Genomic DNA, 24266 nt, shown 5'->3' on the forward strand with positions numbered 1-24266 from the left:
TGACCAGGGCCCGCGAATCAGCCTCCGGGAACATTCAGGTCCTAAGAACGGTTACGTCTGAAGTTAGAGCTAGAGCACTGCGCGACGTAGCATTAGCTATAGCCCATACCGTTTCCCCGGGGCGGACAAGGCGACAGCCTGGTCGCCACCATGTTGCAAGAAGGTAGGCCAATGAGTACTACGACCAATGAAAACAGCATCGAATCCACGGAGATCACCGGCGAGGAGCTGGCCAGCCACGAGGTCAAGCTGACCGATGTCGCCGCCGGCAAGGTCCGCAGCCTGTTGGAGCAGGAAGGCCGCACCGACCTTCGACTGCGCGTTGCCGTCCAGCCCGGCGGCTGCTCAGGGCTTATTTACCAGCTGTACTTTGACGAGCGGATCCTGGACGGCGATGCCGTACGCGATTACGACGGTGTCGAGGTAGTGGTTGACAAGATGAGCGTTCCCTACCTCAGCGGTGCCAGCATCGACTTCGAGGACACCATCGCAAAGCAGGGTTTCACCATCGACAACCCCAATGCCGGAGGCTCCTGCGCCTGCGGCGATTCGTTCCACTGACCGGAAATACAATCCACTTCACCGTGCCCCGGTGACCGGTTTTAACCGGCGCCGACGCACGGTGCAGTCATGTGGGCGAAAACCCCCGGGGAGCGGTAAGCTCTACACCGAGTAGTAAAACTTTTCGTGTGCCCGGGGGTTTAGACAGCCCGGGCGACAGCAACAAGTAGGAAGGGCCGTCTGTGAGTTCGCAGAACCGAACCGGCAGCCGACGCAAAAAGATCTCTTCGATCACAGGCTTGGCATTAGCCGGCGCGTTGGCTTTGACTGGATGTTCACCAGAGGTACAGAAGGGGTGGTTGCCCACCGAGCGTGGCACCACCAATCACACTGACCGAATCATGGACCTCTGGGTCAACTCATGGATAGCCGCATTGATCGTCGGCGCCATCACGTGGGGTCTGATGATCTGGTGCATCGTCGCTTACCGTCGCCGAAAGGGCACGGTTGGATTTCCCCGGCAGACGAGCTTCAACCTTCCACTGGAAGTCTTCTACCTCACCATTCCGTTGTTCATGGTGCTTGTGTTCTTCTACTTCACCGACCGCGACCAGCAGGCGATCGATGACAGGTCCCAGCCGGCCGACGTCGTGGTTGATGTCCGCGGAAAGCAGTGGGCATGGGACTTCAACTACAAGGCTGGCGAGGTCATCAATGAAGACCTTCACGAAGCAGGCGTCCAGGCCCACCTGACCGGTGAGGAAGTGGACAAGGAGAAGCTTCCTACCCTCTACCTGCCGGTCAACAAGTCTGTTGACCTGGAACTCAACGCCCGCGACGTCATCCACTCCTTCTGGGTCCCGGCCTTCCTCCAGAAGCGCGACATGATCCCGGGCAGGACCAACTACATCCGGTTCACGCCCACCAAAGAAGGAACCTACGACGGCAAGTGCGCCGAGCTTTGCGGGGAATACCACTCCGAAATGCTGTTCCGCGTGAAGGTTGTCTCTGAGTCCGAATTCCAGGCCCACATGGACAAACTGCGCCAGGACGGCAACACAGGGCTCCTCGGCGAAGAGTACGACCGCAATCCCAACCTGAACGAAATTAAGTAAGGGGAGCGACCGTGGCTACGTACACTCAATCGCCCGCCGGGATCCTTGAAGCTCCCGTAGTTCCTAATTCCAAGGGACGCATCGTCGTCAACTGGATCACCTCGACCGACCACAAGACCATCGGGTACATGTATCTGATCGCGTCGTTCGTGTTCTTCTGCTTTGGTGGCGTCATGGCGCTGCTAATCCGTGCAGAACTGTTTGAACCCGGTATGCAGATCCTGCAGACCAAGGAACAGTACAACCAGCTCTTCACCATGCATGGAACCGTGATGTTGCTGATGTTTGCAACGCCATTGTTCGCCGGCTTCACCAACGTCATCATGCCCCTGCAGATTGGCGCCCCGGACGTTGCCTTCCCGCGACTGAATGCCCTGGCCTTCTGGTTCTTCCTGTTTGGCTCCACCATTGCGGTGTCAGGCTTCATCACACCGCAGGGCGCCGCGTCCTTTGGCTGGTTTGCGTATGCCCCGTTGTCCAACACCACTTTCAGCCCCGGCATCGGTGGCGACCTGTGGGTGTTCGGCCTGGCGCTCTCGGGTTTCGGCACCATCCTCGGAGCCGTCAACTTCATCACCACCATCATCTGCATGCGTGCTCCCGGCATGACCATGTGGCGTATGCCGATCTTCACCTGGAACGCCCTTGTTACGTCCATCCTCGTGCTGATGGCGTTCCCGCCGCTGGCAGCAGCGCTGTTCGCGTTGGGTGCGGACCGGAAGTTCGGTGCACACATTTTCGACCCGGAGAACGGCGGAGCTGTGCTTTGGCAGCACCTGTTCTGGTTCTTCGGCCACCCCGAGGTGTACATCATCGCCCTGCCGTTCTTCGGTATTGTCTCGGAGATCTTCCCGGTCTTCAGCCGCAAGCCGATTTTCGGCTACAAGGGACTGGTCTACGCAACGATCGCCATTGCTGCTCTCTCTGTGACCGTGTGGGCCCACCACATGTACGTAACCGGCTCGGTTCTGCTGCCGTTCTTCGCCTTCATGACGATGCTGATTGCAGTTCCCACCGGCGTGAAGTTCTTCAACTGGATCGGCACCATGTGGCGCGGGTCGATCACATTCGAGACACCGATGCTCTGGAGCATCGGGTTCCTGGCAACGTTCCTCTTCGGCGGCCTGACGGGCATCATCCTGGCCTCACCGCCCCTGGACTTCCATGTTTCAGACTCGTACTTCGTGGTAGCGCACTTCCACTACGTCGTCTTCGGTACTGTTGTGTTCGCCATGTTCGCAGGCTTCTACTTCTGGTGGCCCAAGTGGACCGGCAAAATGCTGAACGAACGCCTGGGCAAGATCCACTTCTGGCTCCTGTTCCTGGGCTTCCACGGCACGTTCCTTATCCAGCACTGGCTGGGTGTTGAAGGTATGCCGCGCCGCTATGCGGACTACATGCCCCAGGACGGTTTCACCTGGATGAACCAGTTCTCCACGATTGCCTCATTCGTTCTTGGTGCGTCACTGATTCCGTTCTTCTGGAACGTTTACATCACCTGGCGCAGCGCCGAGAAGGTCGAAGTGGATGACCCGTGGGGCTTCGGAGCATCGCTGGAGTGGGCGACGTCCTGCCCGCCGCCGCGGCACAACTTCACATCGCTGCCGCGGATCCGGTCGGAGCGTCCCGCACTGGACCTGCACCACCCGGAGCTATCCCAATCCCACACCGTTGAGTCTCCGGCACCCGCTGCGGCGGCGCTCGGTAACGCCGACCAGAAGGACACCTCAAAGTGAAGATCGAATCATGGATATTTGGAGCCGGAGTCTTCTTCTTCGTCCCGGTCTCGCTGATTTACGGTTTCCTCACTCACTGGTCTGAGTGGGTGGGCATCCTTGGGATTCTTCTCGTGGGTGGTCTTGCCGGCATGATCGGTGCCTACCTTGGCTTCACTGGAAAGCGGGTCGGTTTGCGGCCGGAAGACCGGGCCGACGCTGAGATCCATGAAGGCGCCGGGGAACAGGGTCATTTCAGCCCCTGGAGCTGGTGGCCGCTCGTACTGGGGCTGGCCTGTGCGGCTGGCTTCCTGGGCCTTGCTGTTGGCTTCTGGATTGTGTTCATCGCAGCCGGACTTGCCACAGTAGCCCTCGTTGGCTGGGTGTTCGAGTACAGCCGAGGCGACCACGCACACTAGCCTTTAGGCATAAGTGTTATAGATGTACGACGGCGGGCCCCACCTTTTGGTGGGGCCCGCTGCATTTAATACCTTTGCCTCCGGGATGATGCCGGTCACGCAGAGATCAAGTCAGGAAATGGCCGCTTGATCCGACGCAAGGGCAGGCAGCCGTGACACCCGTTGGTCCGTTCCCATCGCCTCCAACAGCGCGCCCAGGGCCGTCAACGCGCCCTCGGCGTCTGCCAGGTGGAACCCTGCGGGGAGGGCTTCCGGGTCCACAGACAGCTCAACCTCACACCCGCACTCAAAGTCCGCCGTCATGACCTCCAGGAGGGAGCGCGCATCCACCGGGGATATGCCTGCTTTGCTGATGGTCACCGGAAGCCCCGTCTCCGTGACAGCCCGTACAAACCGCGCTGCCGGCCGGGCATGGAGCCCTATTTCTGATTCCACGATCGCCTTACGCACTGGCATCGCAACTCCTTCTCTGCAGCGGCACACAGCCACTGTTTGATCAACCAATCCAAGGGTAGCCGTGCTCCCTTCAGAGCGTGCAATTCGAGACGAAGGGGTGGTCTAGACCTTTGCCTGTCTTGGCCTAGGCTTGTCTCATGAAAAACTATCGGAAGGGCCCCACTGATGCCTTCTGACGCTGCCCGTATCGTCGGGGACATTGACCGTAAGAGCGGCATTCCCATCTACATTCAGCTTCGGGAACTACTCAGGGCCTATATAGGTTCTTCGTGCCCGCCTGGTTCAGCGCTCCCCTCGGAAAGAGATCTGGCGGAGCGGTTTGGGCTGGCAAGAATGACTGTCAGGCAGGCAATTGATGCTCTCGTGGGGGAGGAGGTTATTGAGCGCGTGGTGGGTCTCGGTACTTTCGTCCGCAGGCCCAAGCTCGACCTCCAGGTTAAGCTCACGTCCTACACCGAAGAGATGCAACGCCGCGGCATGGTTCCCGCAGCCAAAGTCCTGAGCTTCGAGCAGATTGCAGCCAGCGCCTTCCTGGCCCGTGAACTGCAGCTGGAGGAAGGGACGGCCCTGGTCCGGTTCCGAAGGCTCCTGTTGGCCGATAATGAGCCGATGAGCGTGGACGAGAACTTTATCCCCGCCCACCGTGTCCCAGGTCTGCTGGACGGTGAGCCACCCACGTCCCTGTACAACGTCCTGAGTGAACGCTACGGACTCGTCATGGAATGGGGCGAGGACATGATTGAGGCGACGGCAGCCACTCCTTCAACTGCGCGTCTTCTCAATGTTGAAGTCGGCTCGCCGCTGCTGAAGATCCAGCGCCACGCCTTCGTTGCCAGGGCGATGGTGGACTATTCCGTCTCGTATTACCGTGCTGACCGCTATAAGCTCTGGGTGCCCTTGCAGCGTCCAGGGGTGCGGCCCACGCGGAACTATGCGTCGGGTTACCGGCAGCAATAGCAGCACGTTCCAAGAAACTCAGCTCCAAGCAAAGACGTAAGGCCCGGTCCAATGGACCGGGCCTTACGTGGTTCAAAGCAATTGTAGCGATTGTGACCGCTACTAGTGGGTGAGGCTCCGTTGTTCCTCTGCCGCCTCTACAGCTTCGTGCTGCCCGTGATGGCCATGGGCTGCTTCAAGCTCTGCAGGTGTGGCCGGAGCAACGCGGTCCTCGAAGAACAGCTTGGAAAGAGCGGCACGTCGCTTCTCTTTCTTCGTGACGATTCCGTGCTCGTTGGGAACAGCCGGAAGCGGTGCGGGCGATTCGAAACCGACCAGCTTGTAGCGCTTGTACTCGTCCAGCGGAGCGTGGACCTCGATGAACTCACCGTGGGGCAGACGTACGATACGTCCTGTCTCGCGGCCGTGGAGTGCGATCTCACGGTCCTTGCGCTGCAGGGCGAGCGCGACACGCTTGGTGACGATGAAGGCGAGCACCGGGCCGATGAAGAACAGCGCGCGCAGCCAGTAGGTGACATCGTTCAGGGACACATTGAAGTGTGTCGCAATGAGGTCAGAACCAGCAGCCGCCCACATGACGCAATACCAGGTGAAGCCGGCCATTCCGATTGCGGTACGCGTGGGTGCGTTCCTCGGACGGTCCAGAACGTGGTGTTCGCGGTTGTCCTTGGTGATCCACCGTTCGATCCACGGATACATGAACATCACCGTGAAGAGGATACCGGCAGGAACCAGTGCCGGCAGCAGCACGTTGAGCGTCAGGACATAGCCAAAGATCACGTACTCGAAGTGGAAGTCACCAATGACGCCAGGCATCAGGCGGAGGGCCCCGTCAACGAAGCCGATGTACCAGTCAGGCTGGGTGCCTGCAGACACAGGGGAGGGGTCGTACGGGCCATAGTTCCAGATCGGGTTGATCGTGAAGAACGCTGCCATCATTGCGATAACACCGAAGACGATGAAGAAGAACCCGCCGGCCTTTGCTGCATAGACAGGGCCAAGGGGGTAGCCAACGACGTTGCCGTCATTGCGGCCGGGACCGGGGTACTGCGTGTGCTTGTGGACAACCACCATAAAGAGGTGCAGCACAATCATGAGCAGGATCAGGGCCGGGACCAACAGAATGTGCAGCATATAGAGCCGGCCGATGATGACCGTGCCCGGGAACTCCCCGCCGAAGAGGAAGAACGAGATGTATGTTCCGATGACCGGAATGGACTTGATAACACCGTCGATGATGCGCAGGCCGTTGCCGGAAAGCAGGTCATCGGGGAGTGAGTAACCGGTGAAGCCGGCGGCCATGGCGAGGATCAGCAGGACTCCGCCGACAACCCAGTTGAGTTCACGGGGCTTGCGGAAGGCGCCCGTGAAGAACACACGCAGCATGTGAACGGCAATCGAGGCCACGAACAGCAGGGCCGCCCAGTGGTGTACCTGGCGCATGAACAAACCGCCACGGACATCAAAGGAGATGTCCAGCGACGAGCTGTACGCAACGGACATTTCGACGTTCTGCAGCCCGGTGAAGGAGCCGTCGTAATGGGTCTCCGCCATGGACGGGTCGAAGAAGAACGTGAGGAAGGTGCCCGACAAAAGAAGGATGACGAAGGAGTACAAGGCGACTTCGCCGAACATGAAGGACCAGTGGTCCGGAAATACCTTGCGGCCAAATTCCCGGAGGATGCCCGAGCCGCCAACGCGCTCATCTACAAAGTCCGTGATTCGGCCGGTTTTTGTTTTAGCGACGTAGGCGGGGGCTTCAGCTCTTGATGCTGCGCTCATGCTCATCACGCTCCCAGTAACTCGGTCCTACAGGTTCATTGAAGTCGCTCGTAGCGACGAGGTAGCCCTCGTCATCAACTGCAATTGGCAGCTGGGGGAGAGGACGGCTGGCCGGGCCAAAGATAACCTTGCATTCCTTCGTCAGGTCAAAGGTTGACTGGTGGCACGGGCACAGCAGGTGGTGCGTCTGCTGCTCGTAAAGGGCAACTGGGCACCCGACGTGGGTGCAGATCTTGGAGTAGGCAACGATTCCGTTGTAACCCCAATCTTCGCGTCCCGGCGAGGGATTCAGGGACTCAGGATCCAGGCGCATCAACAGAACGACGGCCTTGGCCTTTTCGTTCAGTTTGCCTTCGTGGAGTTCGTTGAGGCCTTCAGGTATGACGTGGAAGGCGGAACCGATGGTGACATCCGCTGCCTTGATCGGGGTTCCATCGGGGTCACGGGTGAGGCGCTTGAGCTTGCCGTCCTCGGGTGCCCACATGGTGTGGGCCAAGGCCTTGTCAGGACGGGGGCCGAGGTCACCAAAGATGGCGATTGCAGGCCAAGGGGCGAAGAAAGCAGCACCAAGGAGGGTGTTGCGGATCAGCGGCCGGCGCTTGATGCCTGTTTCCTCGACAATGTCGTCGACGATGCGCACGGCGGCCTGGCGGTCCTCCTCGAGGCGGACAGCATGACGCTCTTCGGATACTTCATGGTCCGGCATAAGGGCTTTGGCCCAATGGACAATGCCGGTGCCGATGCCAAGCATGGCAAAGGCGGTACCCAGTCCCAGCAGGGCGTTCTGCAGCCGGATGTCCGCGATGGTGGCGCCGGAGCCTTCCCCCAAATCGATGACAAAATACGCCACCAGGAAGATAAAGGTGCCAACGACCGAAAGGCCAAACAGAAAGGCTACCTGCCGTTCTGCTCGTTTCGCGGCCCGCGGGTCCGTGTCAGCCAGGCGCAAACGATGCGGAGGAAGTCCAGGATCCTGGAACTTCTCCACCTCATTCTGACCAGCCGTAGCTACGGTGCCCGAGTGGTTCGGACTGCCGTCACTATGGTTGCCCATGATTCGCCTCATCCTTCTCTCGTCTCGGTCGGTGCCGAGTTAGTTTTCAATTCCTATCCGCCTGATCGGCGGAAATTCTTACGTGGTCCGGAGCGGCAGCTATGACGTCCGGGAGGTTAGCCAGATGGTGAAGGCAATGATGACGCCGAGACCGGCGATCCAGACAAACAGACCTTCAGCAACCGGGCCCAATGCCCCGAGATCTGCTCCACCCGGCGAACCGTTGTTTTCGATCTGCTTCAGGTAGGTGATGATGTCGCGCTTGCCCTCAGGGGAGATGTTCGCGTCGTTGAATACGGGCATGTTCTGCGGACCCGTAGCCATGGCCTCGTAGATGTGCTGGCCGGAAACCCCAGCAAGGGGAGGTGCGTACTTGCCCCTGGTCAAAGCACCACCGGCAGCAGCAGCGTTGTGGCACATGGCGCAGTTGACGCGGAACAGCTCTCCGCCTTCAGCTGCATTGCCCTTCTCGTCCAGGAGTCCGGCTTCGGGGATGGACGGGCCGGGGCCGAGGCTGGCAACGTAGGCTGCGAGCTGACGGGTCTGCTCTTCGTTGAACTGAACCGGCTTTTCCTGCGCCTGCGGACCGTTCATCTGCATCGGCATGCGGCCGGTGCCTACCTGGAAGTCGACAGAAGCAGCACCGACGCCCACCAGGGAAGGGCCATCCTGCGTTCCGCTTGCACCCATACCGTGGCAGGTTGCACAGTTAGCGGCGAACAGCTTTCCGCCTTCTTCTGTGTCCTGCTCTGTGAAGTTTGTGGTGGAAGCCTTGGCCTGGTTCATGGTGGTGGCAACGGCGTACAGCCCACCCGTGACCAGGAGGCCCATCAACAGCAATGCTATTGCGGCCAGTGGGTGACGTCGCTTCTGCGAGAGTGCCTTCACGTGGTGGTTCCTTTATTCGATGGTGCGCCGGCTCCGGGAGCCGCTTCTTGAAATTCTGCCTCTTGTAGAAAAAGAGTCAAGTCGGGCTACTTCAGCACGTAGATGACCATGAACAGGCCAATCCACACGACATCGACGAAGTGCCAGTAGTACGAGGTGACAATTGCCGACGTTGCCTCGAAGTGCCCGAACTTTTTCGCGGCGAAGGAACGTCCCATGATGAAGAGGAAGGCAATGAGTCCGCCAATGACGTGCAGGCCGTGGAAGCCGGTGGTCATGTAGAAGGCCGAACCGTAGGCGTTGGAGGAGAGCGATACATGCTCGGAGACCAACATCGCGTATTCAGTGGCCTGCCCCGCAACGAAGAACGCACCCATAAGGAACGTCAGCGTAAACCACTCGTTCATTCCCCAGCGGGTGAACTGCAAAGCTCCACCGCTTCGGCGCGGTTGCAGGCGCTCAGCAGCGAAAACACCCATCTGGCAGGTAAACGAGCTCGCCACAAGGACGATGGTGTTCACCAAGGCGAAGGGGAAGTTGAGCTTGGCAGTCTCCTCGGCCCACATCCCTCCGGATGTCGAACGCAAGGTGAAGTACATGGCAAAGAGGCCGGCGAAGAACATCAGCTCACTGGACAGCCAGACCACGGTTCCTACGGAAACCATATTCGGGCGGTTGAGCGTCGGGTGCGCCGGGGTACTGGGGGCATGGGTCGCAGCAGTCACATAGACATTATGTCTGCAAAAGTTCGTCCTGCCCAACGCAAACCGGGTTTTCCGGGGACTTTTTCTACAAAGACGCGAATTCGCGCGAAAAAGTTCCCGACTGCGTTCACATTGGTCTGGCAGCATTCGCCTCGATAGCATCAGGAGGTGACTTCACAGGTATCTGCGCAGCCGCCCGTTAACACGTGGCCCCGGCTCATCTCGGCATTGATCCATCGCACGGACCTCACGGCAGAAGATACCGAGTGGGCCATGGGCAACATCATGTCCGGGGAGGCGACCCCTGCACAGATAGCCGGATTCCTCGTGGCGCTCAGGGCCAAGGGCGAAACCGTTGATGAACTGACCGGTCTGGTGAAAGCCATGGTGGCTCACGCGAACCCCATCAGTATCTCCGGCGAGAAGCTGGACATCGTGGGCACAGGCGGAGACCAGTTGAACACCATCAACATCTCCACCATGGCTGCCCTTGTGGCAGCTGGAGCCGGTGCCCGCGTGGTTAAGCACGGCAACCGGGCTGCTTCATCTTCCTCCGGTTCCGCTGATGTTCTCGAAGCGCTCGGAGTCCGTCTGGATCTGGCCATTGACCGTGTGGCCAGGAATGCTGAAGAGGCGGGAATCACTTTCTGCTTCGCCCAGGTGTTCCATCCATCGTTCCGCTACACCGCTGTTCCCCGCCGGGAACTTGCCATACCCACGGCCTTTAATTTCCTTGGTCCACTGACCAACCCCGCAAAAGTACAAGCGTCCGCCGTGGGCGTGGCCCACGCGCGGATGGCACCGCTGGTAGCGGGCGTGCTGGCGCGCAGGGGCAGCCGCGGTCTGGTATTTCGCGGCGACGACGGCCTGGACGAGCTGAGCACGACAGGGCCGTCCACCGTCTGGGAAATCCGGAACGGCCAGGTGGAGCAGGAAACCTTTGATCCCCGCGAACTCGGGATCCGTCCGGCGACGATGGAGGAACTCCGTGGCGGAGACGCCCAGGCCAATGCCGCCGTCGTGCGTCAGGTTCTTTCAGGCAGTAAGGGGCCGGCGCGGGACGCCGTGCTGCTGAACGCCGCGGCTGGCCTGGTGGCTTTTGATATGACCGCGGAGGGGCCGTTGCTGCAGCGGATGGGCGCAGCCCTGGTCAAGGCGGAGGACGCTGTTGATTCCGGTGCGGCTGCCGCCGTGCTGGATCGCTGGGTTGCCCTCAGCCAGGGCTAGCTGGTTCTACTGCTCGAAACCCAACGCGAAGGCTGCGTCGAGATCGTGCTGTGAGTAGGCGCGGAAAGCCATGTGGGTTGTCGTATGGACAACTGCCGGAACCTTGGAAAGCTTGTCGGCAATGACATCCGCAAGTTCCTCGTGGCGGGAAACGCGGGCTACAGCGATGAGGTCCCACTCGCCGGTAACCGAATAAACCTCGCTGATGCCTTGGATCGCGGAGATTTCTTCCGCCGTTTCCGGGATGCGTGAGGCGTCTGTTTTGATCAGGACAAAAGCGGTGATCACTGCGAACCCTTCCGGATCGGTTGCGCCATTGCCGTTCCGGCAGGCCCTTGAATCTGTGTTGCCCAGCCTAGTGCATCTGCCTCTGGCGGGCGCGAAGGCGCATGAAGGCTGTAACAGCAATCCGGTGGCCCAGGAGGAAAACCCCAAGGGTCACCAAGGCGACAATAATGAACGTCACCACCACTGTCTGATTGGTCAGCGCCCGCAGCAGCATCCCGATGGCTACCGTGCCGAGCCATATGCCCACTCCGGCCGGCCATGGCGAAAAGGGCGCCTTCCAAGCGAGCATCATCAGCCACATGGCTGCTGCACCGGCAAGGAAGGGCCAGGCAGTGAGCAGGACTACGGCGATGACGTCGCCACGTTGGTGAGCCTCCCGGCCCAAAGCGGCGAAGACGAGAATCAGGATGGTGTCCGCGGCGGCGGCCCAAATGACAGTTGAGGCAGATGTCTTGGCAGCTGTAGTTGGCACAGGGGTCCGGTGAGGGGAAGTCATAAGATCAACACTAGGCATGAATCCGGCACAACCACGCCTTGGAGGAAGAAGTGATCCTGCTGCAAGTCGCGCAAAGGGCCGACGACCTGAATCGCGCAGCCTCTTTCTATTCGGAACTGCTGGGTACCAGGCCCACAGGGCTCTTTGACCCTCCGGGTCTTTTGTTCTTCGACTTGGACGGCGTCCGGCTTCTGCTGGAGCGGGGCGCGCCGTCGTCGCTCATCTATCTCGCCGTGCAGGATGTCCGGACTGACATCGAACGGCTGCGGGACAGGGGAGTGGAAGTGGTGAGCGAACCGCGTGTGATTTTCAACCACGGCGACGGACAGCTGGGGCCAGCAGGAACCCAGGAATGGATGGCCTTCATCAAGGACAGTGAAGGCAACACGGTAGGGCTGGTCAGCCAACTGCCGCCGGACTAGGCTCTGGTCACATGCACAGGGGAGGCCGGTCCGTCCGTATGCCCTCAATATTCGAAGATTCCAGGATCATGGAAGTTGCCCGATACGGAGATGAGGGCCCCGGGATACCAGGGGAGGCTATGACCGTCCAGTTGGAGTTGGGAGACCGTGAGTTCACCGCACTGGACGGGGGCCCCGGCTTCACTTTCAATGAAGCCATCTCCTTTATGGTGCCCTGTGCCAACCAGGCAGAAGTCGACCGATACTGGGACAACCTTTCCGACGGCGGCGAAGAAGGCCAGTGCGGGTGGTTGAAAGACCGGTTCGGAGTGTCCTGGCAGATCATTCCCGACAGGCTGGGCGAGTTGCTGGGCGGATCGGATCCTGAGGGAGTCCAACGCGCAATGAAGGCCATGCCTGGGATGCAGAAGCTGGACATTGCGGCATTGGAGAAAGCCTATGCAGGAACCTGAGCTGACCCGCCCAGCCTGTAACTAACCTGCCAGCCCCGCCAGAACAAAGATGGCGGAGGCGATCGCGAACCCCATCACACCAATCAGGGTTTCCATCACCGTCCACGTAGCCAGCGTCGTCTTCACATCCATTCCAAAGAATCGTCCCACGAGCCAGAAACCTGAATCATTCACGTGGGAGACGACTACAGAGCCGGCAGCAACAGCGATGACGAGGGCTGCGACCTGCATCCCGTTCAACCCTGCGGCAGCAACGGCCGGGGCGATCAGGCCTGCCGTTGTGGTCAAGGCCACCGTTGCGGATCCTTGGGCGATGCGGAGGATGGCAGAAATAAGGAAACCTGCCACGATGAGCGGGATTCCAATGTTCCCGAGAACGCCGGCGAGAGCCGATCCAATCCCTGATGCCCGGAGCACACCCCCGAACATGCCGCCGGCACCCGTGATCAGGATGACCGAGCAGACCGGGCCCAGGGAGGATTCGAGCAGCTTTTCCAGGTCGCCGCCGTGAGTTCCGCGCCTGGCCCCGAGGACGAACAGTGCCACCAGCACGGCAATGAGCAACGCCACAGGAGTCTCTCCCAAAGTGCGGAGAAGCTGGAACCAATACTCACCCTTGACCGACTCATCGAAGACCCCGGAGGAAGCCAGGGTGCTGAGTCCTGTGTTGACGAAAATCAGCAGGAGCGGCAGCAGCAGCAAGCCAATGATGGTCCGGAACCGGGGCGGATTCGCTTCGGCCGCCGCCGAAGCATGTCCCAGCAGTTCCGGCACCGGGAGTACCAGGCGTTTGCCGGTCCAGAGACCGTAAAGGTAGGCCGTCACATACCAGGTGGGGATAGCCGCGATAAGGCCGGCAATCATCACCAGGCCAACATTTGCTTCGAAGAAAGCGGACGCCGAGACCGGCCCGGGGTGTGGCGGCAGGAAGATGTGCATCACAGAGAACGCCCCGGCGGCAGGCAAGCCGTAGCGCAGGACACCCCCGCCAAGGCGGTGCGCGACGGCGAAGACCACCGGCAGCATCACCACCAGCCCGGCATCAAAAAAGATGGGGAAGCCGAAGATCAGCGACGCCAGCCCCAAGGCGAAGGGCGCCCGCTTTTCACCAAAGACCCCGATCAGATAATCGGCAAGGACCTTGGCACCGCCACTGGTCTCAACAATGCGTCCGAGCATTGCGCCCAGCCCGACGAGCAGCGCCACCGTTCCCAGCGTGGTGCCGAAGCCGTTGACCAGCACTGGAACCACTTGGTCCGTGGGTATGCCTGTGGCAAAGGCTGTCGCAAGGCTCACCACGATGAGCGCAATGAGTGCGTGCATCCGCAGCCTGATGATGAGGAACAGCAGGACGGCGATTGCCGCAGCCGCTATCAGCAGCAGCGGAACTGCGCCGAGCGTTTGGGTCCATCCTTCGATGGTCATGATTCTCCTTTGAAACAGGTCTGGGAATGAGGGCTTTATGCAGGGGTGTGGATACTTGCTTCGTCATCGTGCAGGCGGAGGGCCGTTATGACCGTTTGAACGAGCTGTGTGGGGGCTTGCGCGATATCCAACCGCATGCTGCCGGCTGACAGTTCTGAGGCGTCCAGCGGTTCCAGCGCTGCCAGCTGGCTGGGCAGCAGGGTTGTAGGCATGAAGTGGCCTTCCCGTCCCCGCATCCGCTCGGCCAAAAGGGATGCATCGCCGTCGAGGTGGATGAAAGCAACACGGCCGTGCGCCTCGGACAAGAGGCGACGGTAGCTTCGCTTCAGGGCGGAGCAGGTTAACACTGTGCTGTTGCCGCCTTCGGCTTCGGCCGTCATCCAGTCCCGGATGCCAACCAGCCACGGCCAGCGGTCAGCGTCCTCCAAGGGGACGCCCTGACTCATTTTGCTGATGTTCGACGGCGGGTGGAATTCGTCCGCTTCTGCCCGGGCCCAGCCAAGCGCTTCGGCAAGAGCTTCGGCGATGGTGGACTTGCCAGCACCGGCAACGCCCATAACCACAAGGTGGGTAGGAGGACACTTCATTGTTTTGATCTCCGTAGAAGACGACGCTGGCTTGGTAATGCTCGGCAGCAGGAAGCTGCTCCGAAATAAGATAGCACCATTGGAGCTAATAGGTAGCATCTTTTGTAACACAGGTCATACCTTATGAGCGGCAGTCGGGTATTCTAGGAGTGCTGTTTCTGGCTGCCAGATCCAGTACAGACGAGAGGACTGCGATGTCGACGGCGACACAGGGGAGCGGGGCAATGGCCAATGCGGCTGCTCCCGCGTTGCACCAAAAAGTCCTGGATTCGCTGGGTGAGGCAATAGCGTCTGGAGAACTGGCTCCAGGGCGCCGCCTGACCCTGGATGAGATCCAGCAGAAGTACGGAATTTCGCGGACCCTGGCGCGTGACATCATGCAGGTCCTCGAGTCAATGAACCTTGTGTATTCCCGCCGTCGAGTAGGCATTGTCGTTCAGGAGCCGGCGCACTGGAACGTCTTTGATCCGAAACTGGTACGGTGGCGGCTCGCTTCCGAGCGCAGGGCTGAGCAATACAGCAGTCTGACCGAGTTGCGTATCGCCGTCGAACCTATCGCAGCGGCCGGGGCTGCCCGGCGGGCAAGTTCAACAGAACGAAGCCGCTTGGCAGGGTTGGCGGCGGAGCTCCGCCAGTACGGGGAAGCAGGGGATCAGGAGTCGTTCCTGGCCGCAGACATAGCGTTCCACCGTCTGCTTCTGAACAGCTGTGGCAATGAGATGTTCTCAGCTCTGGACAGCATGGTGGAAGAAGTGCTGACAAGCCGCACACGACAAGGCCTGATGCCATTTCATCCCAGCCCTGAGGCTCTGCGAGCGCACGAAGAGGTTGCTGCCGCTGTTGCCTCTGGTGATGCAAGGACAGCGGAGACAAGCATGCACCAGATTCTTAATGAAGTCCGGAACGCCATGGGCCTGGAATAGCGCCCGGGCTTAGCTCGACCTACTCATCGGGATTTGGGCTGCGTACGTCCTTCTCCCCGATGTCAGCCGCGCCCAGGACATCCGCTGCAGGAGAATGCGTGGGCTCATGTTCCCGGACGCGGATCTCCGGATGATGAAGGTCCAGCGCGGGGCGCTCGGAGCGGATCCGGGGCAGTGAGGTGAAGTTGTGCCGCGGCGGCGGACAGGACGTGGCCCACTCGAGTGAGCCGCCAAAGCCCCAGGGGTCATCCACCTCCACTTTTTCCCCGGCCCGCCAGGTGATGTACACGTTCCAGAAGAACGGGATCATGGAGGCTCCGAGAAGGTATGAACCGAAGGTGGAGAACTGGTTCATTAGTGTGAAGTTGTCTTGGGGCATGTAATCCGCGTAGCGGCGGGGCATACCTTCAACGCCCAGCCAGTGGTGGATGAGGAACGTGCTGTGGAAGCCCAGGAACAGCATCCAGAAGTGGATCTTGCCGAGGCGTTCGTTGAGCATTGTTCCGGTCCACTTGGGCCACCAGAAGTAGAAGCCGGCGAACATGGCGAACACAACAGTGCCAAAGACCACGTAGTGGAAGTGCGCTACCACGAAGTATGAGTCGGACAGGTGGAAGTCCAGCGGCGGCGAAGCAAGGATGATGCCTGTCAGGCCGCCGAAGAGGAACGTTGCCAGGAACCCGATGCTCCAGAGCATGGGGGTTTCGAACGTGATGGACCCGCCCCACATGGTGCCGATCCAGTTAAAGAATTTCACGCCGGTGGGAACGGCGATCAGCATCGTCATAAAGGCGAAGAACGGCAGCAGGACCGCGCCTGTAACGTACATGTGGTGCGCCCAGACCGTTACGGACAGGGCACCAATGGCGATGGTGGCATATACAAGGCCCTTATAGCCGAAAATCGGTTTGCGGCTGAAAACGGGGAAAATCTCAGTCACGATGCCAAAGAAAGGCAGGGCGATGATGTACACCTCGGGGTGGCCGAAGAACCAGAACAGGTGCTGCCAGAGAATCGCGCCGCCGTTTTCCGGATTGTAGACGTGGGCGCCGAACTTGCGGTCCGCGCCCAGCCCGAACAGTGCTGCGGCCAGCGGCGGGAACGCCATGATCACCAGGATGGCCGTCACCAGCGTGTTCCAGGTGAAGATCGGCATACGCCACATGGTCATGCCGGGTGCACGCATGCAGATGATGGTGGTGATGAAGTTAACGGCTCCGAGGATGGTGCCGAAACCCGAGAGCGCCAGTCCGAAGACCCACAGGTCACCGCCAAGCCCCGGGGTGAAGGTGGTGTTGTTGAGGGGGGCATAGGCGAACCAACCGAATGAAGCCGCCCCTTGGGGGGTGATGAAGCCGGCCATGGCAATCGTCGAACCGAAGAGGAAGAACCAGAATGCGAGGGCATTCAGTCGCGGGAAGGCAACGTCCGGGGCGCCGATCTGCAGGGGCATGATGACATTAGCGAAACCGGCGAACAATGGCGTTGCAAACATCAGCAGCATTGCCGTGCCGTGCATGGTGAAGAGCTGGTTGTACTGTTCCTTGGTCTGCACGATCTGCATTCCAGGTTCAAACAGTTCGGCACGGATGACCAGAGCCATCACCCCTGCCAGTAAGAAGAACACGAAGGACGAGATCAGGTACATAAAGCCGATCGTCTTGTGATCTGTGGACGTGATCCAGTTGACGATGACGCTGCCCTTGCGCTTGGGCACCACCTGTGGGGAAGCGATCGGCGCTGCGGTACCACCGGTTGCATACTTATAACTGGCCAAGGTCACTGCCCCCCGGACTGCTGACTACGCGTGCACGCCATCATCGGCTCTTTTCGGGTGTGCATACTGTGCCACCGCTCGGCTGCAGTGGCCGCCAATTCCCGGCCGCGCACCGGAGCCGGGAACGAGGATCCGCCACGCCTGTCGTGAGGGATCCTTCTTCGAATTTACTGACGCCGCGCGGTCCTGTCCATAGCTCTCAGGCACCCTGCCATTACTAGCTGCTCGTCTCATAGGCGAGGTCATCAATCGCCCAGGCAAGAGCACGCATGTCGAACCAGGAAACGGGCAACAAGTCGTGGATAAAGGCGTCGAATTCAAAAGGATCACAATCTCCGCCATGGGTCCAGTACTGGATCCATAGGTCGACCAACGCCAGATCGTCCCGCTGTAGCAGTGTCCTCGCCCTCAACCGCAGGTCCATAACCAATCCTTGCTTCTGCTCCTGCAGCAGCACAAGATCAGCGGGACCCTAACCGGGCAACCCAGGCTGTCACCCGTTTACCGGGTCGCTAAACCACGGGAGAAAGGCCCGCGGTGAGGACATTGATACAAACACGAAACGTTGCGTCGAGGTCAGGAAACATTGCGAGGTTACGCTGATGCCTAGTTGGACAACGAGGTCCAAGAAAACAATGAAAGGAAATACTGATGTTGTTTGCGAGCAGCCTTACTCTCTTTCTCGATTACCGTGGCAAAGACGACGACGCCCACTCCGGGGGCCCGGAGAATGCCACAGCCTTTCCAAGCGGCCAACTGACTTCGAGCGCTTGGGAAGGCTGGTGGCACGACTAACGCACCTGCCAGCAGGCTGACGCCGTCGGTGACTGGTTTCTGCCGGGCTAGATCAGCATCGCCTCCCGCACCCGTTCCGCTGAGCCGGCCCCTCCCTCGCCGCTGGAACTGACCCTTCCGGACGCGAGCACGTAGTAGCTGTCAGCCGCCTCCAACGCGAAGCCCAGGTGCTGCTCCACCAGCAGGATTTGCATGCCGCTGCGGCGGCCGAGATTGATGACGGTCTGCTCAATCTCAGCCACAACATTCGGCTGGATACCTTCTGTGGGTTCGTCCAGGATGAGCAATCTGGGTTCCGTGATCAGGGCCCGCGCGATCGCCAGCTGTTGCCGTTGGCCACCCGAGAGCAAGCCTGCCCGCCGCTCGAGCAGAGGCCGAAGAACGGGAAACATATCCAGAGCCTCGTCCACAAGCCGCTTTCCATCCTTGCGGCCGTCGGCCACGAGCTGCAGGTTTTCCAGAGTCGTCAGCTGCCCGAACGATTGTTGGCCTTGGGGAACATAAGCCATGCCACGGGAAACCCGCTGATGCGGCCTCAAACCAGCTATGTCCTCCCCATCCAAGGTGATGGTGCCCTTCATCGGCTTAAGGAGCCCGACGACGGAACGGAGCAGTGTGGTCTTCCCGGCACCGTTGTGACCCAGGATGGAAACCACCGAATCTGCCGGAACGCTTATGTTCACATCGGTGATGATCTGAGTGCGGCCGTAGCCTGCCTGCAGACCTGTGATTTCAAGCATTACTCGCCTCCCTCTTTGGCACTGCCCAGATAGACTTCCTGCACTCTCCGGTCTGCCTGGACCTCGGCGACACTGCCCTCACTGAGGACCTTCCCGGCGGCGAGGACAGTTACTGACGTGGCAAATTCCCGGACGAAGTCCATATCGTGCTCAATGACCAAGGTGATGCGGCTGGCCCCTATTTTCCGGAGTAACTCTCCGGTCTCGTTCCGCTCATCCTGGCTCATCCCTGCGATGGGCTCATCAAGCAACAACAGGTCCGAATTTTGGACCAGGAGCATTCCAATTTCCAGCCATTGTTTTTGCCCGTGCGAGAGCACGCCCGCCTGCTTTTCAGCCAGATGACCCAGCCCTACAAGCTCCATCGCCTCTTCGACGGCAGGCTCGGTCTTTCTGCGGCGCCGCAGAAGCTCCAGGGCTCTGCGGCCTGAGCCGGCAGCGATATCAAGGTTCTGCAATACGGAGAGATTCTCAAAGACGCTGGCTGTCTGGAAGGTACGCCCCACACCGAGGCGGGCGATCTGATGAACCTTCCGGCCCAGAATTTCCGTGCCTGTATGGTTGACCGAACCGGAGGCGGGAACGAGGCCGGTGATGGCATCAATGACCGTTGTCTTTCCTGCCCCGTTGGGCCCTATGAGGAAGCGAAGGTCACCTGGTGAGACGTCGAGGTTGACCTTGTCCACTGCAACAAAACCATCAAAGACGACGGAAAGGTTCCGGATTTTCAGGTACTGGGCTTGTCCTGTCGGGAGTCCTCCTGCGTTCGGCTCGTCCGGGGACAGCAACACTGGAGACTTCATCGGTTGGCCCCTTCCCGGATAACTACTGTCTTCACGTCTAACTCATCAGGTCCCGGCAGAGGGACGCCGCCCTTAGCGGAAAATGCGCCGGTACCACCGTCGGCTTCCGTTCGTACACCCGCCCTTTTTTGTTTAATCAAATTGGCCATTACCCCGGGAACTGAGGCCAGTCCGCCAGGCAGGAACCCGATCACCAGCACAAAAAGCAGGCCCTGGAAGTAGACCCAGAACGATGGGAAGGACGAGGCAAGGCTGGTCTGTGTGACGGCAACACCCAAAGCCCCCAATACGGGTCCCAGAAGGGTTGCCCTGCCACCGATCGCCACGCCGATCAGGAAGGCGATGGAGGGGACAACGCCGACATCGGCCGGCGAGACGATGCCAACTATGGGGACGAACAGCGCACCGGCTATTCCGGCCATTGCGGCGGCCAACACATACACAGCCGTCTTGACGGTCGCGGGGTCATACCCGAGGAATCTGACGCGTTCCTCCTGGTCCCTGACGGCTACCAGCAACTCACCGAACCGGCTGTGCATCAGTTGCCGGGCGGCAGCCATCATCAGCAGCAGCAGGATCACGGCAATGGAATAGAGCATCACCTTGTTGGCTGGGTCCTGGAGGTCAAAACCGAAAAATGACCTGAATCCGCTCAAACCGTTGGAGCCTCCTGTGGTTGCTTGTTGACCAATCAGGAGAACGGCGAAGGCTGCGGCCAAAGCTTGGCTCAGAATTGCAAAGTAGGCGCCTTTGACACGGCGTTTGAAGACAGCGAGGCCCAGAATAAGGGCCATCAGTCCTGGCAGCAGTGCCACGGCGAGCAGTGTGACTGCCGGGCTGCGGAAGGGCTCCCACCAACCCGGTACGTCACCGCTCTCATAAAGGGACATGAAGTCCGGTACCCCTGTCCCACCAAACAGGGAAGCGTCCGCCAGCTTCATGTGCATAGCCATGATGTAAGCGCCCAAGCCGAAGAAGACGCCTTGGCCCAGGGTTAACATGCCACCCCGCCCCCAGGCGAGACCGATTCCGACAGCCACAATTGCGAAGCAGATGAACTTGCCCAGCAAACCGAGGCTGAAGACCGACAGCATGGAGGGTGCCACAACGAGCAGAAGCACGGCGGCGAGTACGAATCCGGCCCGCACACCCCAACGACTGCGAATAAGTTCCCTCATGCAAGGCTCCTTGTCTTGAGACTGAAGATTCCCTGAGGCCGCAGCTGCAGGAACACCACGATCAGCACCAGGATCAGCACCTTGCCAATACTGGCGGTTGTGCTGAATTCGAGGGCAGATTGCAGGACGCCGAGTGAAAAAGCGGCAATCACGGCGCCCTTGATCTGCCCCACCCCTCCCGCGACGACCACGAGGAATGCATCCACGATGTAGTTGGTGCCAAGGTAGGGGCTGGTTGAGCCGATAAGGGTAACGGCTACCCCGGCTATCCCTGCCAGCCCCGATCCAACGAAGAACGTGAGCTGATCTGTCCGGCGGGTGGATATCCCGCTCGTCTCGGCCAGATCGCGGTTCAGGACAACGGCCCGGATGCGACGTCCCACGGGGGTTCCCCTGAGTAGGAACGCCAAGGCAGCCAGGCAGAGCAAGGACAGAATCAGGATGAAAAGCCGGGTAAGGGGAATGGGGGAGCCGAGCAGTTCGACGTTCCCTTGGAGCCAGGCAGGGGCCCGGACGTCCACACTCGGTGCGCCGAACACATCCCTGGCCACTTGTTGCAGGATCAGGGCCACACCAAAAGTGACCAGCAGGGTGTCCATCGGGCGGTGGTACATGCGCCGCAAAAGCACGGCCTCCAGCACCAATCCCATGAGCCCGCCGACCAGGAAACCCACTGGAATGGACACCAGGAGCGAAATGCCGGCGTCGGAAATGCTCCGCTGCACCACGAAGGCTGTGTATGCACCCGCCATCATGAATTCGCCATGGGCCATGTTAATGACGCCCATTTGCCCGAAGGTCAGTGACAGTCCAAGTGCCGCCAGCAGGAGCACGGAGCCGAGACTCAGCCCGGCAAACATCTGTCCGATCAGGAGTTCCATTCCAGTGGGCCTCTCTTCTGTTGACTATGCGGTCCGGAAAGGGCTACTTGGCCAGATCCTTTGCCCAGTCGTAGCTGGTCAGGAAGGGATCAGGCTCGACGGCCTTCGGCGCGGACCACACCGTGTCAATCAGCCCGTTGGAATTGACCTTGCCGATGCGGGGTGTCTTCGTGATGTGGTTGTTTTCTCCGTTGACGGTGACCAGGCCTTCGGGTGCTTCGAAAGTGACGCCGTCGGCCGCCGCCTGAATCTTGTCCACCTCAAACGAGCCGGCTTTCTCTGCCATTGCTTTCCATAGGTACAGCGACGTATAGGCCGCTTCCATCGGATCGCTGGTCACGCGGGCCTCGCCGAACTTCGCTTTGAAGGCTGCGACGAACTTTTGGTTGGCTGGCGTATCAAGGGTCTGGTAGTAGTCCCAGGCGGTGAGCTGGCCCTCGACGTTGTCCAATCCCACCCCCGGAACCTCCTCCTCGGCGATGGACACAGAGACCACAGGCATGCTCTCCGCATTCAGGCCCACGCTCTTGTACTGGCGGAAGAAGGCCACATTGCTGTCACCATTCAGGGTGTTGAAGACGGCGTCAGCCTTTGAGTCGCGGACCTTGTTGACGATGGTGGAAAACTCGGTGGATCCCAGCGGTGTGTACTCCTCCCCGACAACCTTCATGCCATGGGCGGCCGCATAGGCCTGGATGATCTTGTTGGCGGTTCTGGGGAAGACATAGTCGCTGCCCACCAGGAAGATGGACTTCGTGCCCTGTTCCGCGAGGTAGTCCAGCGCCGGGATGATCTGCTGATTGGTGGTGGCGCCGGTGTAGAAGATGTTCTTGGACGCTTCAAGTCCTTCATATTGGACCGGGTAAAACAGCAGGGCGTCGTTGGCTTCGAAGACGGGAAGCATGGCCTTGCGGCTGGATGAGGTCCAGCCGCCGAACACCGCTGCTGTACAGTCCTGCTGAATGAGTTTCCCTGCCCGTTCAGCAAACTTGGTGGGTTCGCTGGCTCCGTCTTCACTGACTACTTGGAGCTGTTTTCCCAGAACACCGCCTGATGCGTTTATTTCCTCGGCGGCCAGGGTGAGGGAGTCAAATACGGTGCTTTCGCTGATCGCCATAGTCCCGGACAGCGAATTGATGAAGCCCACCTTGACGCTGCTGCCTGAGGTATCAACGCAGGAACTGCCGGTGCCGGTGGTGGATCCGGCGGAAGCCGGACTGCCGATCTGGCTGCCGCAACCAGCCAGTACAGTCACCATGGCTGCCGCAGCCATTGGGAGGAGAGCGCGCTTAGATACCGAAACCTTCACTATTTACCTGCTTCTTACTCCGCGTTGCCTCGAGGCAACGGTTGGCCTCCCGGTCCTGCTTCGAACCGTTGAGTTCAATCTAGGAGTGGAATGTTTCAGCGCGGGCGGCACTTCATTTCCGATCCGTTTCGACTTTTCCTCCTGTCCTTGGTTGGAAGCGTCCAAGGGAGAAATGCCCGCGGGCGCGGTAAATTTCGGCATGGGGAGGCTGAGCGTCTGGTCAGCCGGAAAGGTTTAATTTACCTGCGGGTAATCTGGCGCCCCGTCATTTGCCATTTCGGGGGAATAGTCATGTGAGCTAGGCCCGAGGAAGGGCAGTCGTCTTGCGGATAACGAGATGGGGAGTTCTCACGACATGGGCAGGACCCGCGGTTCCCTCTATCCGATCCACGGCCCGGTCGACGGCGGCCGCGGCCAGCAGCGGCGCGTCCTGGCTCACGGACGACAATTGCACATAGCTGAGCCGGGCCAACTGACTGTCGTCATAGCCGAGAACAGACACATCGGAAGGAATCTGCAGGCCGCTTGCTCGGAAGCCCTCGATCAGGCCGAGGGCCGATCTGTCATTGAAGGCGATGACAGCTGTCGGCAGGTTGTCCCGGAGTGACCGGGCTGCCCGCAATCCGTCCTCCTCACCTGGCCCGCCGGGGATGACTGTCGCCTCGAGCCCTCTGCCCTGCATTTCGCTGCGAAAGGCTTCCCTGCGCTGTTGGGTCGACACTGCTGTACCGCCGTCGACATGGACTATGTTGCGGTGGCCCAGACCCGCGAGGTGTTCCACGCCAAGGCGGAGGCCGGCGCGATCGTCGCTGCTGACAGAGTCCACAAGCTCACCAACGTCATTACGCAGGAGGCTTACGACAGGCACCTGACCTGAGTATTGGCCAAGCTCCTCTGCGGTGAGGGTCGGCGAGATCATGACCAGTGCTTCCGAGCCGAAATCCAGGAGGGATTCGACGGCGCGGGTTTCGGTCCGTCCGTTGGCCACAGCGCTCAAGGCTATTTCGTATCCACGTGAACTGGCCTGCGCGTATGCCGCATCCACGATTTCGGCATGGAAGGGCTGGGAACTGGAAAAACTGAGACCGATCAATTTTGTGCGGCTGCTGCGGAGTAACCGGGCCCGGCTGTCCGGCCTGTAACCGAGTTCCCGGGCGGCCTGGAAGACTTTTTGCCGGGTGGATTCAGCCGCGCCTGGTGCACCCCTCATCACGATGGAGACCAAAGCCCGCGAGACACCTGCCGCCTGGGCAACGTCCATCAGAGTCGGCCTGCGCTGTTCTTCCTTCATATTCCTCCTCCCCTTCAGTATATAGAACGATCTAGACATCACACGGGAGGCGTGCCAACATGGACGGACTAGAACGATCTA

Annotated in this window: 28 protein-coding genes; 11 read left to right on the top strand and 17 right to left on the bottom strand. The window is 60.0% G+C overall.

Annotated elements, in window-relative coordinates; genetic code table 11:
* Positions 1 to 171 precede the first annotated feature (171 nt).
* From M1E05_RS10365 to M1E05_RS10380, 4 genes are all read left to right on the top strand, one after another.
* Positions 172 to 561, top strand: coding sequence for a HesB/IscA family protein (locus tag M1E05_RS10365; RefSeq protein ID WP_247040460.1), 390 nt, complete (start codon positions 172 to 174; stop codon positions 559 to 561).
* Between the two features lie 182 nt (positions 562 to 743).
* Positions 744 to 1616, top strand: coding sequence for an aa3-type cytochrome oxidase subunit II (gene ctaC / locus M1E05_RS10370; RefSeq protein WP_458113899.1), 873 nt, complete (start codon positions 744 to 746; stop codon positions 1614 to 1616).
* Between the two features lie 11 nt (positions 1617 to 1627).
* Positions 1628 to 3352, top strand: a complete 1725-nt coding sequence (gene ctaD, locus M1E05_RS10375; RefSeq protein WP_461162862.1) for an aa3-type cytochrome oxidase subunit I — start codon at positions 1628 to 1630, stop codon at positions 3350 to 3352.
* Complete coding sequence (locus tag M1E05_RS10380) at positions 3349 to 3750, top strand: cytochrome c oxidase subunit 4 (RefSeq protein WP_458113901.1); 402 nt, start codon at positions 3349 to 3351, stop codon at positions 3748 to 3750. The genes ctaD (M1E05_RS10375) and M1E05_RS10380 overlap by 4 nt, the downstream gene beginning before the upstream one ends.
* Before the next feature lie 111 nt (positions 3751 to 3861).
* Here the strand turns inward: M1E05_RS10380 and M1E05_RS10385 are convergent, their stop codons facing one another.
* Entirely contained in the window at positions 3862 to 4206 is a 345-nt protein-coding gene (locus M1E05_RS10385; RefSeq protein ID WP_461162863.1) for an HPr family phosphocarrier protein, read from the bottom strand.
* 165 nt (positions 4207 to 4371) lie between these two features.
* Between M1E05_RS10385 and M1E05_RS10390 the strand changes: the two genes are divergently transcribed.
* Positions 4372 to 5163 (top strand): GntR family transcriptional regulator, encoded by a 792-nt coding sequence (locus M1E05_RS10390; protein WP_461162864.1) that lies wholly within the window; start codon positions 4372 to 4374, stop codon positions 5161 to 5163.
* Between the two features lie 102 nt (positions 5164 to 5265).
* On the opposite strand, the gene qcrB is transcribed toward M1E05_RS10390, so the two are convergent.
* The 4 genes from qcrB to ctaE all read right to left on the bottom strand — a co-directional run bounded on the left by qcrB (position 5266) and on the right by ctaE (position 9612).
* Positions 5266 to 6945 carry a cytochrome bc1 complex cytochrome b subunit gene (qcrB, locus tag M1E05_RS10395; RefSeq protein WP_461162865.1) on the bottom strand — a complete coding sequence of 560 codons (1680 nt, stop codon included), beginning with the start codon at positions 6943 to 6945 and terminating at the stop codon, positions 5266 to 5268.
* The gene (gene qcrA, locus M1E05_RS10400) at positions 6923 to 7999 is read right to left on the bottom strand and encodes a cytochrome bc1 complex Rieske iron-sulfur subunit (protein WP_458113905.1); all 1077 of its coding nucleotides are present in this window, start codon (positions 7997 to 7999) and stop codon (positions 6923 to 6925) included. The genes qcrB and qcrA overlap by 23 nt, the downstream gene beginning before the upstream one ends.
* 99 nt (positions 8000 to 8098) lie before the next feature.
* On the bottom strand, positions 8099 to 8887 hold the full coding sequence (gene qcrC / locus M1E05_RS10405) for a cytochrome bc1 complex diheme cytochrome c subunit (protein WP_458113906.1): 789 nt from the start codon (positions 8885 to 8887) through the stop codon (positions 8099 to 8101).
* Between the two features lie 86 nt (positions 8888 to 8973).
* Positions 8974 to 9612 (bottom strand): aa3-type cytochrome oxidase subunit III, encoded by a 639-nt coding sequence (gene ctaE / locus M1E05_RS10410; RefSeq protein WP_247040469.1) that lies wholly within the window; start codon positions 9610 to 9612, stop codon positions 8974 to 8976.
* A 147-nt stretch (positions 9613 to 9759) separates the two neighbouring features.
* Here ctaE and trpD point away from each other — a divergent pair, with 147 nt between their 5' ends.
* Entirely contained in the window at positions 9760 to 10818 is a 1059-nt protein-coding gene (gene trpD / locus M1E05_RS10415) for an anthranilate phosphoribosyltransferase (protein WP_461162866.1), read from the top strand.
* 6 nt (positions 10819 to 10824) lie between these two features.
* Here trpD and M1E05_RS10420 read toward each other — a convergent pair whose 3' ends face one another.
* On the bottom strand, positions 10825 to 11106 hold the full coding sequence (locus M1E05_RS10420; protein ID WP_309107359.1) for an Lrp/AsnC family transcriptional regulator: 282 nt from the start codon (positions 11104 to 11106) through the stop codon (positions 10825 to 10827).
* A 67-nt stretch (positions 11107 to 11173) separates the two neighbouring features.
* Positions 11174 to 11602: a DUF3054 domain-containing protein gene (locus tag M1E05_RS10425; RefSeq protein ID WP_461162867.1), complete on the bottom strand. Its 429-nt coding sequence runs from the start codon at positions 11600 to 11602 to the stop codon at positions 11174 to 11176.
* Positions 11603 to 11652: 50 nt separating this feature from the next.
* On the opposite strand from M1E05_RS10425, the gene M1E05_RS10430 reads away from it, so the two are divergent.
* Together M1E05_RS10430 and M1E05_RS10435 are read left to right on the top strand one after the other, a co-directional pair.
* Positions 11653 to 12024 (top strand): VOC family protein, encoded by a 372-nt coding sequence (locus M1E05_RS10430; protein WP_461162868.1) that lies wholly within the window; start codon positions 11653 to 11655, stop codon positions 12022 to 12024.
* Positions 12025 to 12092: 68 nt separating this feature from the next.
* Positions 12093 to 12476, top strand: a complete 384-nt coding sequence (locus tag M1E05_RS10435; RefSeq protein ID WP_461162869.1) for a VOC family protein — start codon at positions 12093 to 12095, stop codon at positions 12474 to 12476.
* 21 nt (positions 12477 to 12497) lie between these two features.
* Here the strand turns inward: M1E05_RS10435 and M1E05_RS10440 are convergent, their stop codons facing one another.
* Complete coding sequence (locus M1E05_RS10440) at positions 12498 to 13799, bottom strand: GntP family permease (RefSeq protein WP_461162870.1); 1302 nt, start codon at positions 13797 to 13799, stop codon at positions 12498 to 12500.
* Between M1E05_RS10440 and M1E05_RS10445 the strand changes: the two genes are divergently transcribed.
* Positions 13777 to 13914, top strand: a complete 138-nt coding sequence (locus M1E05_RS10445; RefSeq protein ID WP_458113913.1) for a hypothetical protein — start codon at positions 13777 to 13779, stop codon at positions 13912 to 13914. The genes M1E05_RS10440 and M1E05_RS10445 overlap by 23 nt on opposite strands.
* A 22-nt stretch (positions 13915 to 13936) precedes the next feature.
* Here M1E05_RS10445 and M1E05_RS10450 read toward each other — a convergent pair whose 3' ends face one another.
* Positions 13937 to 14488: a gluconokinase gene (locus tag M1E05_RS10450; RefSeq protein WP_461162871.1), complete on the bottom strand. Its 552-nt coding sequence runs from the start codon at positions 14486 to 14488 to the stop codon at positions 13937 to 13939.
* A 224-nt stretch (positions 14489 to 14712) separates the two neighbouring features.
* On the opposite strand from M1E05_RS10450, the gene M1E05_RS10455 reads away from it, so the two are divergent.
* On the top strand, positions 14713 to 15411 hold the full coding sequence (locus M1E05_RS10455) for a FadR/GntR family transcriptional regulator (protein WP_458113915.1): 699 nt from the start codon (positions 14713 to 14715) through the stop codon (positions 15409 to 15411).
* A gap of 19 nt (positions 15412 to 15430) precedes the next feature.
* Here the strand turns inward: M1E05_RS10455 and ctaD (M1E05_RS10460) are convergent, their stop codons facing one another.
* Positions 15431 to 17188: an aa3-type cytochrome oxidase subunit I gene (ctaD, locus tag M1E05_RS10460; RefSeq protein ID WP_458114468.1), complete on the bottom strand. Its 1758-nt coding sequence runs from the start codon at positions 17186 to 17188 to the stop codon at positions 15431 to 15433.
* A gap of 217 nt (positions 17189 to 17405) precedes the next feature.
* Positions 17406 to 17612, bottom strand: a complete 207-nt coding sequence (locus M1E05_RS10465; protein ID WP_458113916.1) for a hypothetical protein — start codon at positions 17610 to 17612, stop codon at positions 17406 to 17408.
* Positions 17613 to 17839: 227 nt separating this feature from the next.
* Between M1E05_RS10465 and M1E05_RS10470 the strand changes: the two genes are divergently transcribed.
* The gene (locus tag M1E05_RS10470; RefSeq protein ID WP_461162872.1) at positions 17840 to 17983 is read left to right on the top strand and encodes a hypothetical protein; all 144 of its coding nucleotides are present in this window, start codon (positions 17840 to 17842) and stop codon (positions 17981 to 17983) included.
* A 47-nt stretch (positions 17984 to 18030) separates the two neighbouring features.
* Here M1E05_RS10470 and urtE read toward each other — a convergent pair whose 3' ends face one another.
* From urtE to M1E05_RS10500, 6 genes are all read right to left on the bottom strand, one after another.
* Positions 18031 to 18723: an urea ABC transporter ATP-binding subunit UrtE gene (gene urtE, locus M1E05_RS10475; protein WP_461162873.1), complete on the bottom strand. Its 693-nt coding sequence runs from the start codon at positions 18721 to 18723 to the stop codon at positions 18031 to 18033.
* Positions 18723 to 19526, bottom strand: a complete 804-nt coding sequence (gene urtD / locus M1E05_RS10480; protein WP_461162874.1) for an urea ABC transporter ATP-binding protein UrtD — start codon at positions 19524 to 19526, stop codon at positions 18723 to 18725. Before urtD ends, urtE begins: the two co-directional genes overlap by 1 nt.
* Positions 19523 to 20704: an urea ABC transporter permease subunit UrtC gene (gene urtC, locus M1E05_RS10485; RefSeq protein ID WP_461162875.1), complete on the bottom strand. Its 1182-nt coding sequence runs from the start codon at positions 20702 to 20704 to the stop codon at positions 19523 to 19525. Before urtC ends, urtD begins: the two co-directional genes overlap by 4 nt.
* Positions 20701 to 21585, bottom strand: a complete 885-nt coding sequence (gene urtB / locus M1E05_RS10490; protein ID WP_458113920.1) for an urea ABC transporter permease subunit UrtB — start codon at positions 21583 to 21585, stop codon at positions 20701 to 20703. The genes urtC and urtB overlap by 4 nt, the downstream gene beginning before the upstream one ends.
* Before the next feature lie 43 nt (positions 21586 to 21628).
* Positions 21629 to 22894 (bottom strand): urea ABC transporter substrate-binding protein, encoded by a 1266-nt coding sequence (urtA, locus tag M1E05_RS10495; RefSeq protein ID WP_461162876.1) that lies wholly within the window; start codon positions 22892 to 22894, stop codon positions 21629 to 21631.
* A gap of 298 nt (positions 22895 to 23192) precedes the next feature.
* Positions 23193 to 24185: a LacI family DNA-binding transcriptional regulator gene (locus M1E05_RS10500; RefSeq protein ID WP_461162877.1), complete on the bottom strand. Its 993-nt coding sequence runs from the start codon at positions 24183 to 24185 to the stop codon at positions 23193 to 23195.
* Positions 24186 to 24266 lie beyond the last annotated feature (81 nt).

Source organism: Arthrobacter sp. R4-81, from assembly GCF_054792365.1.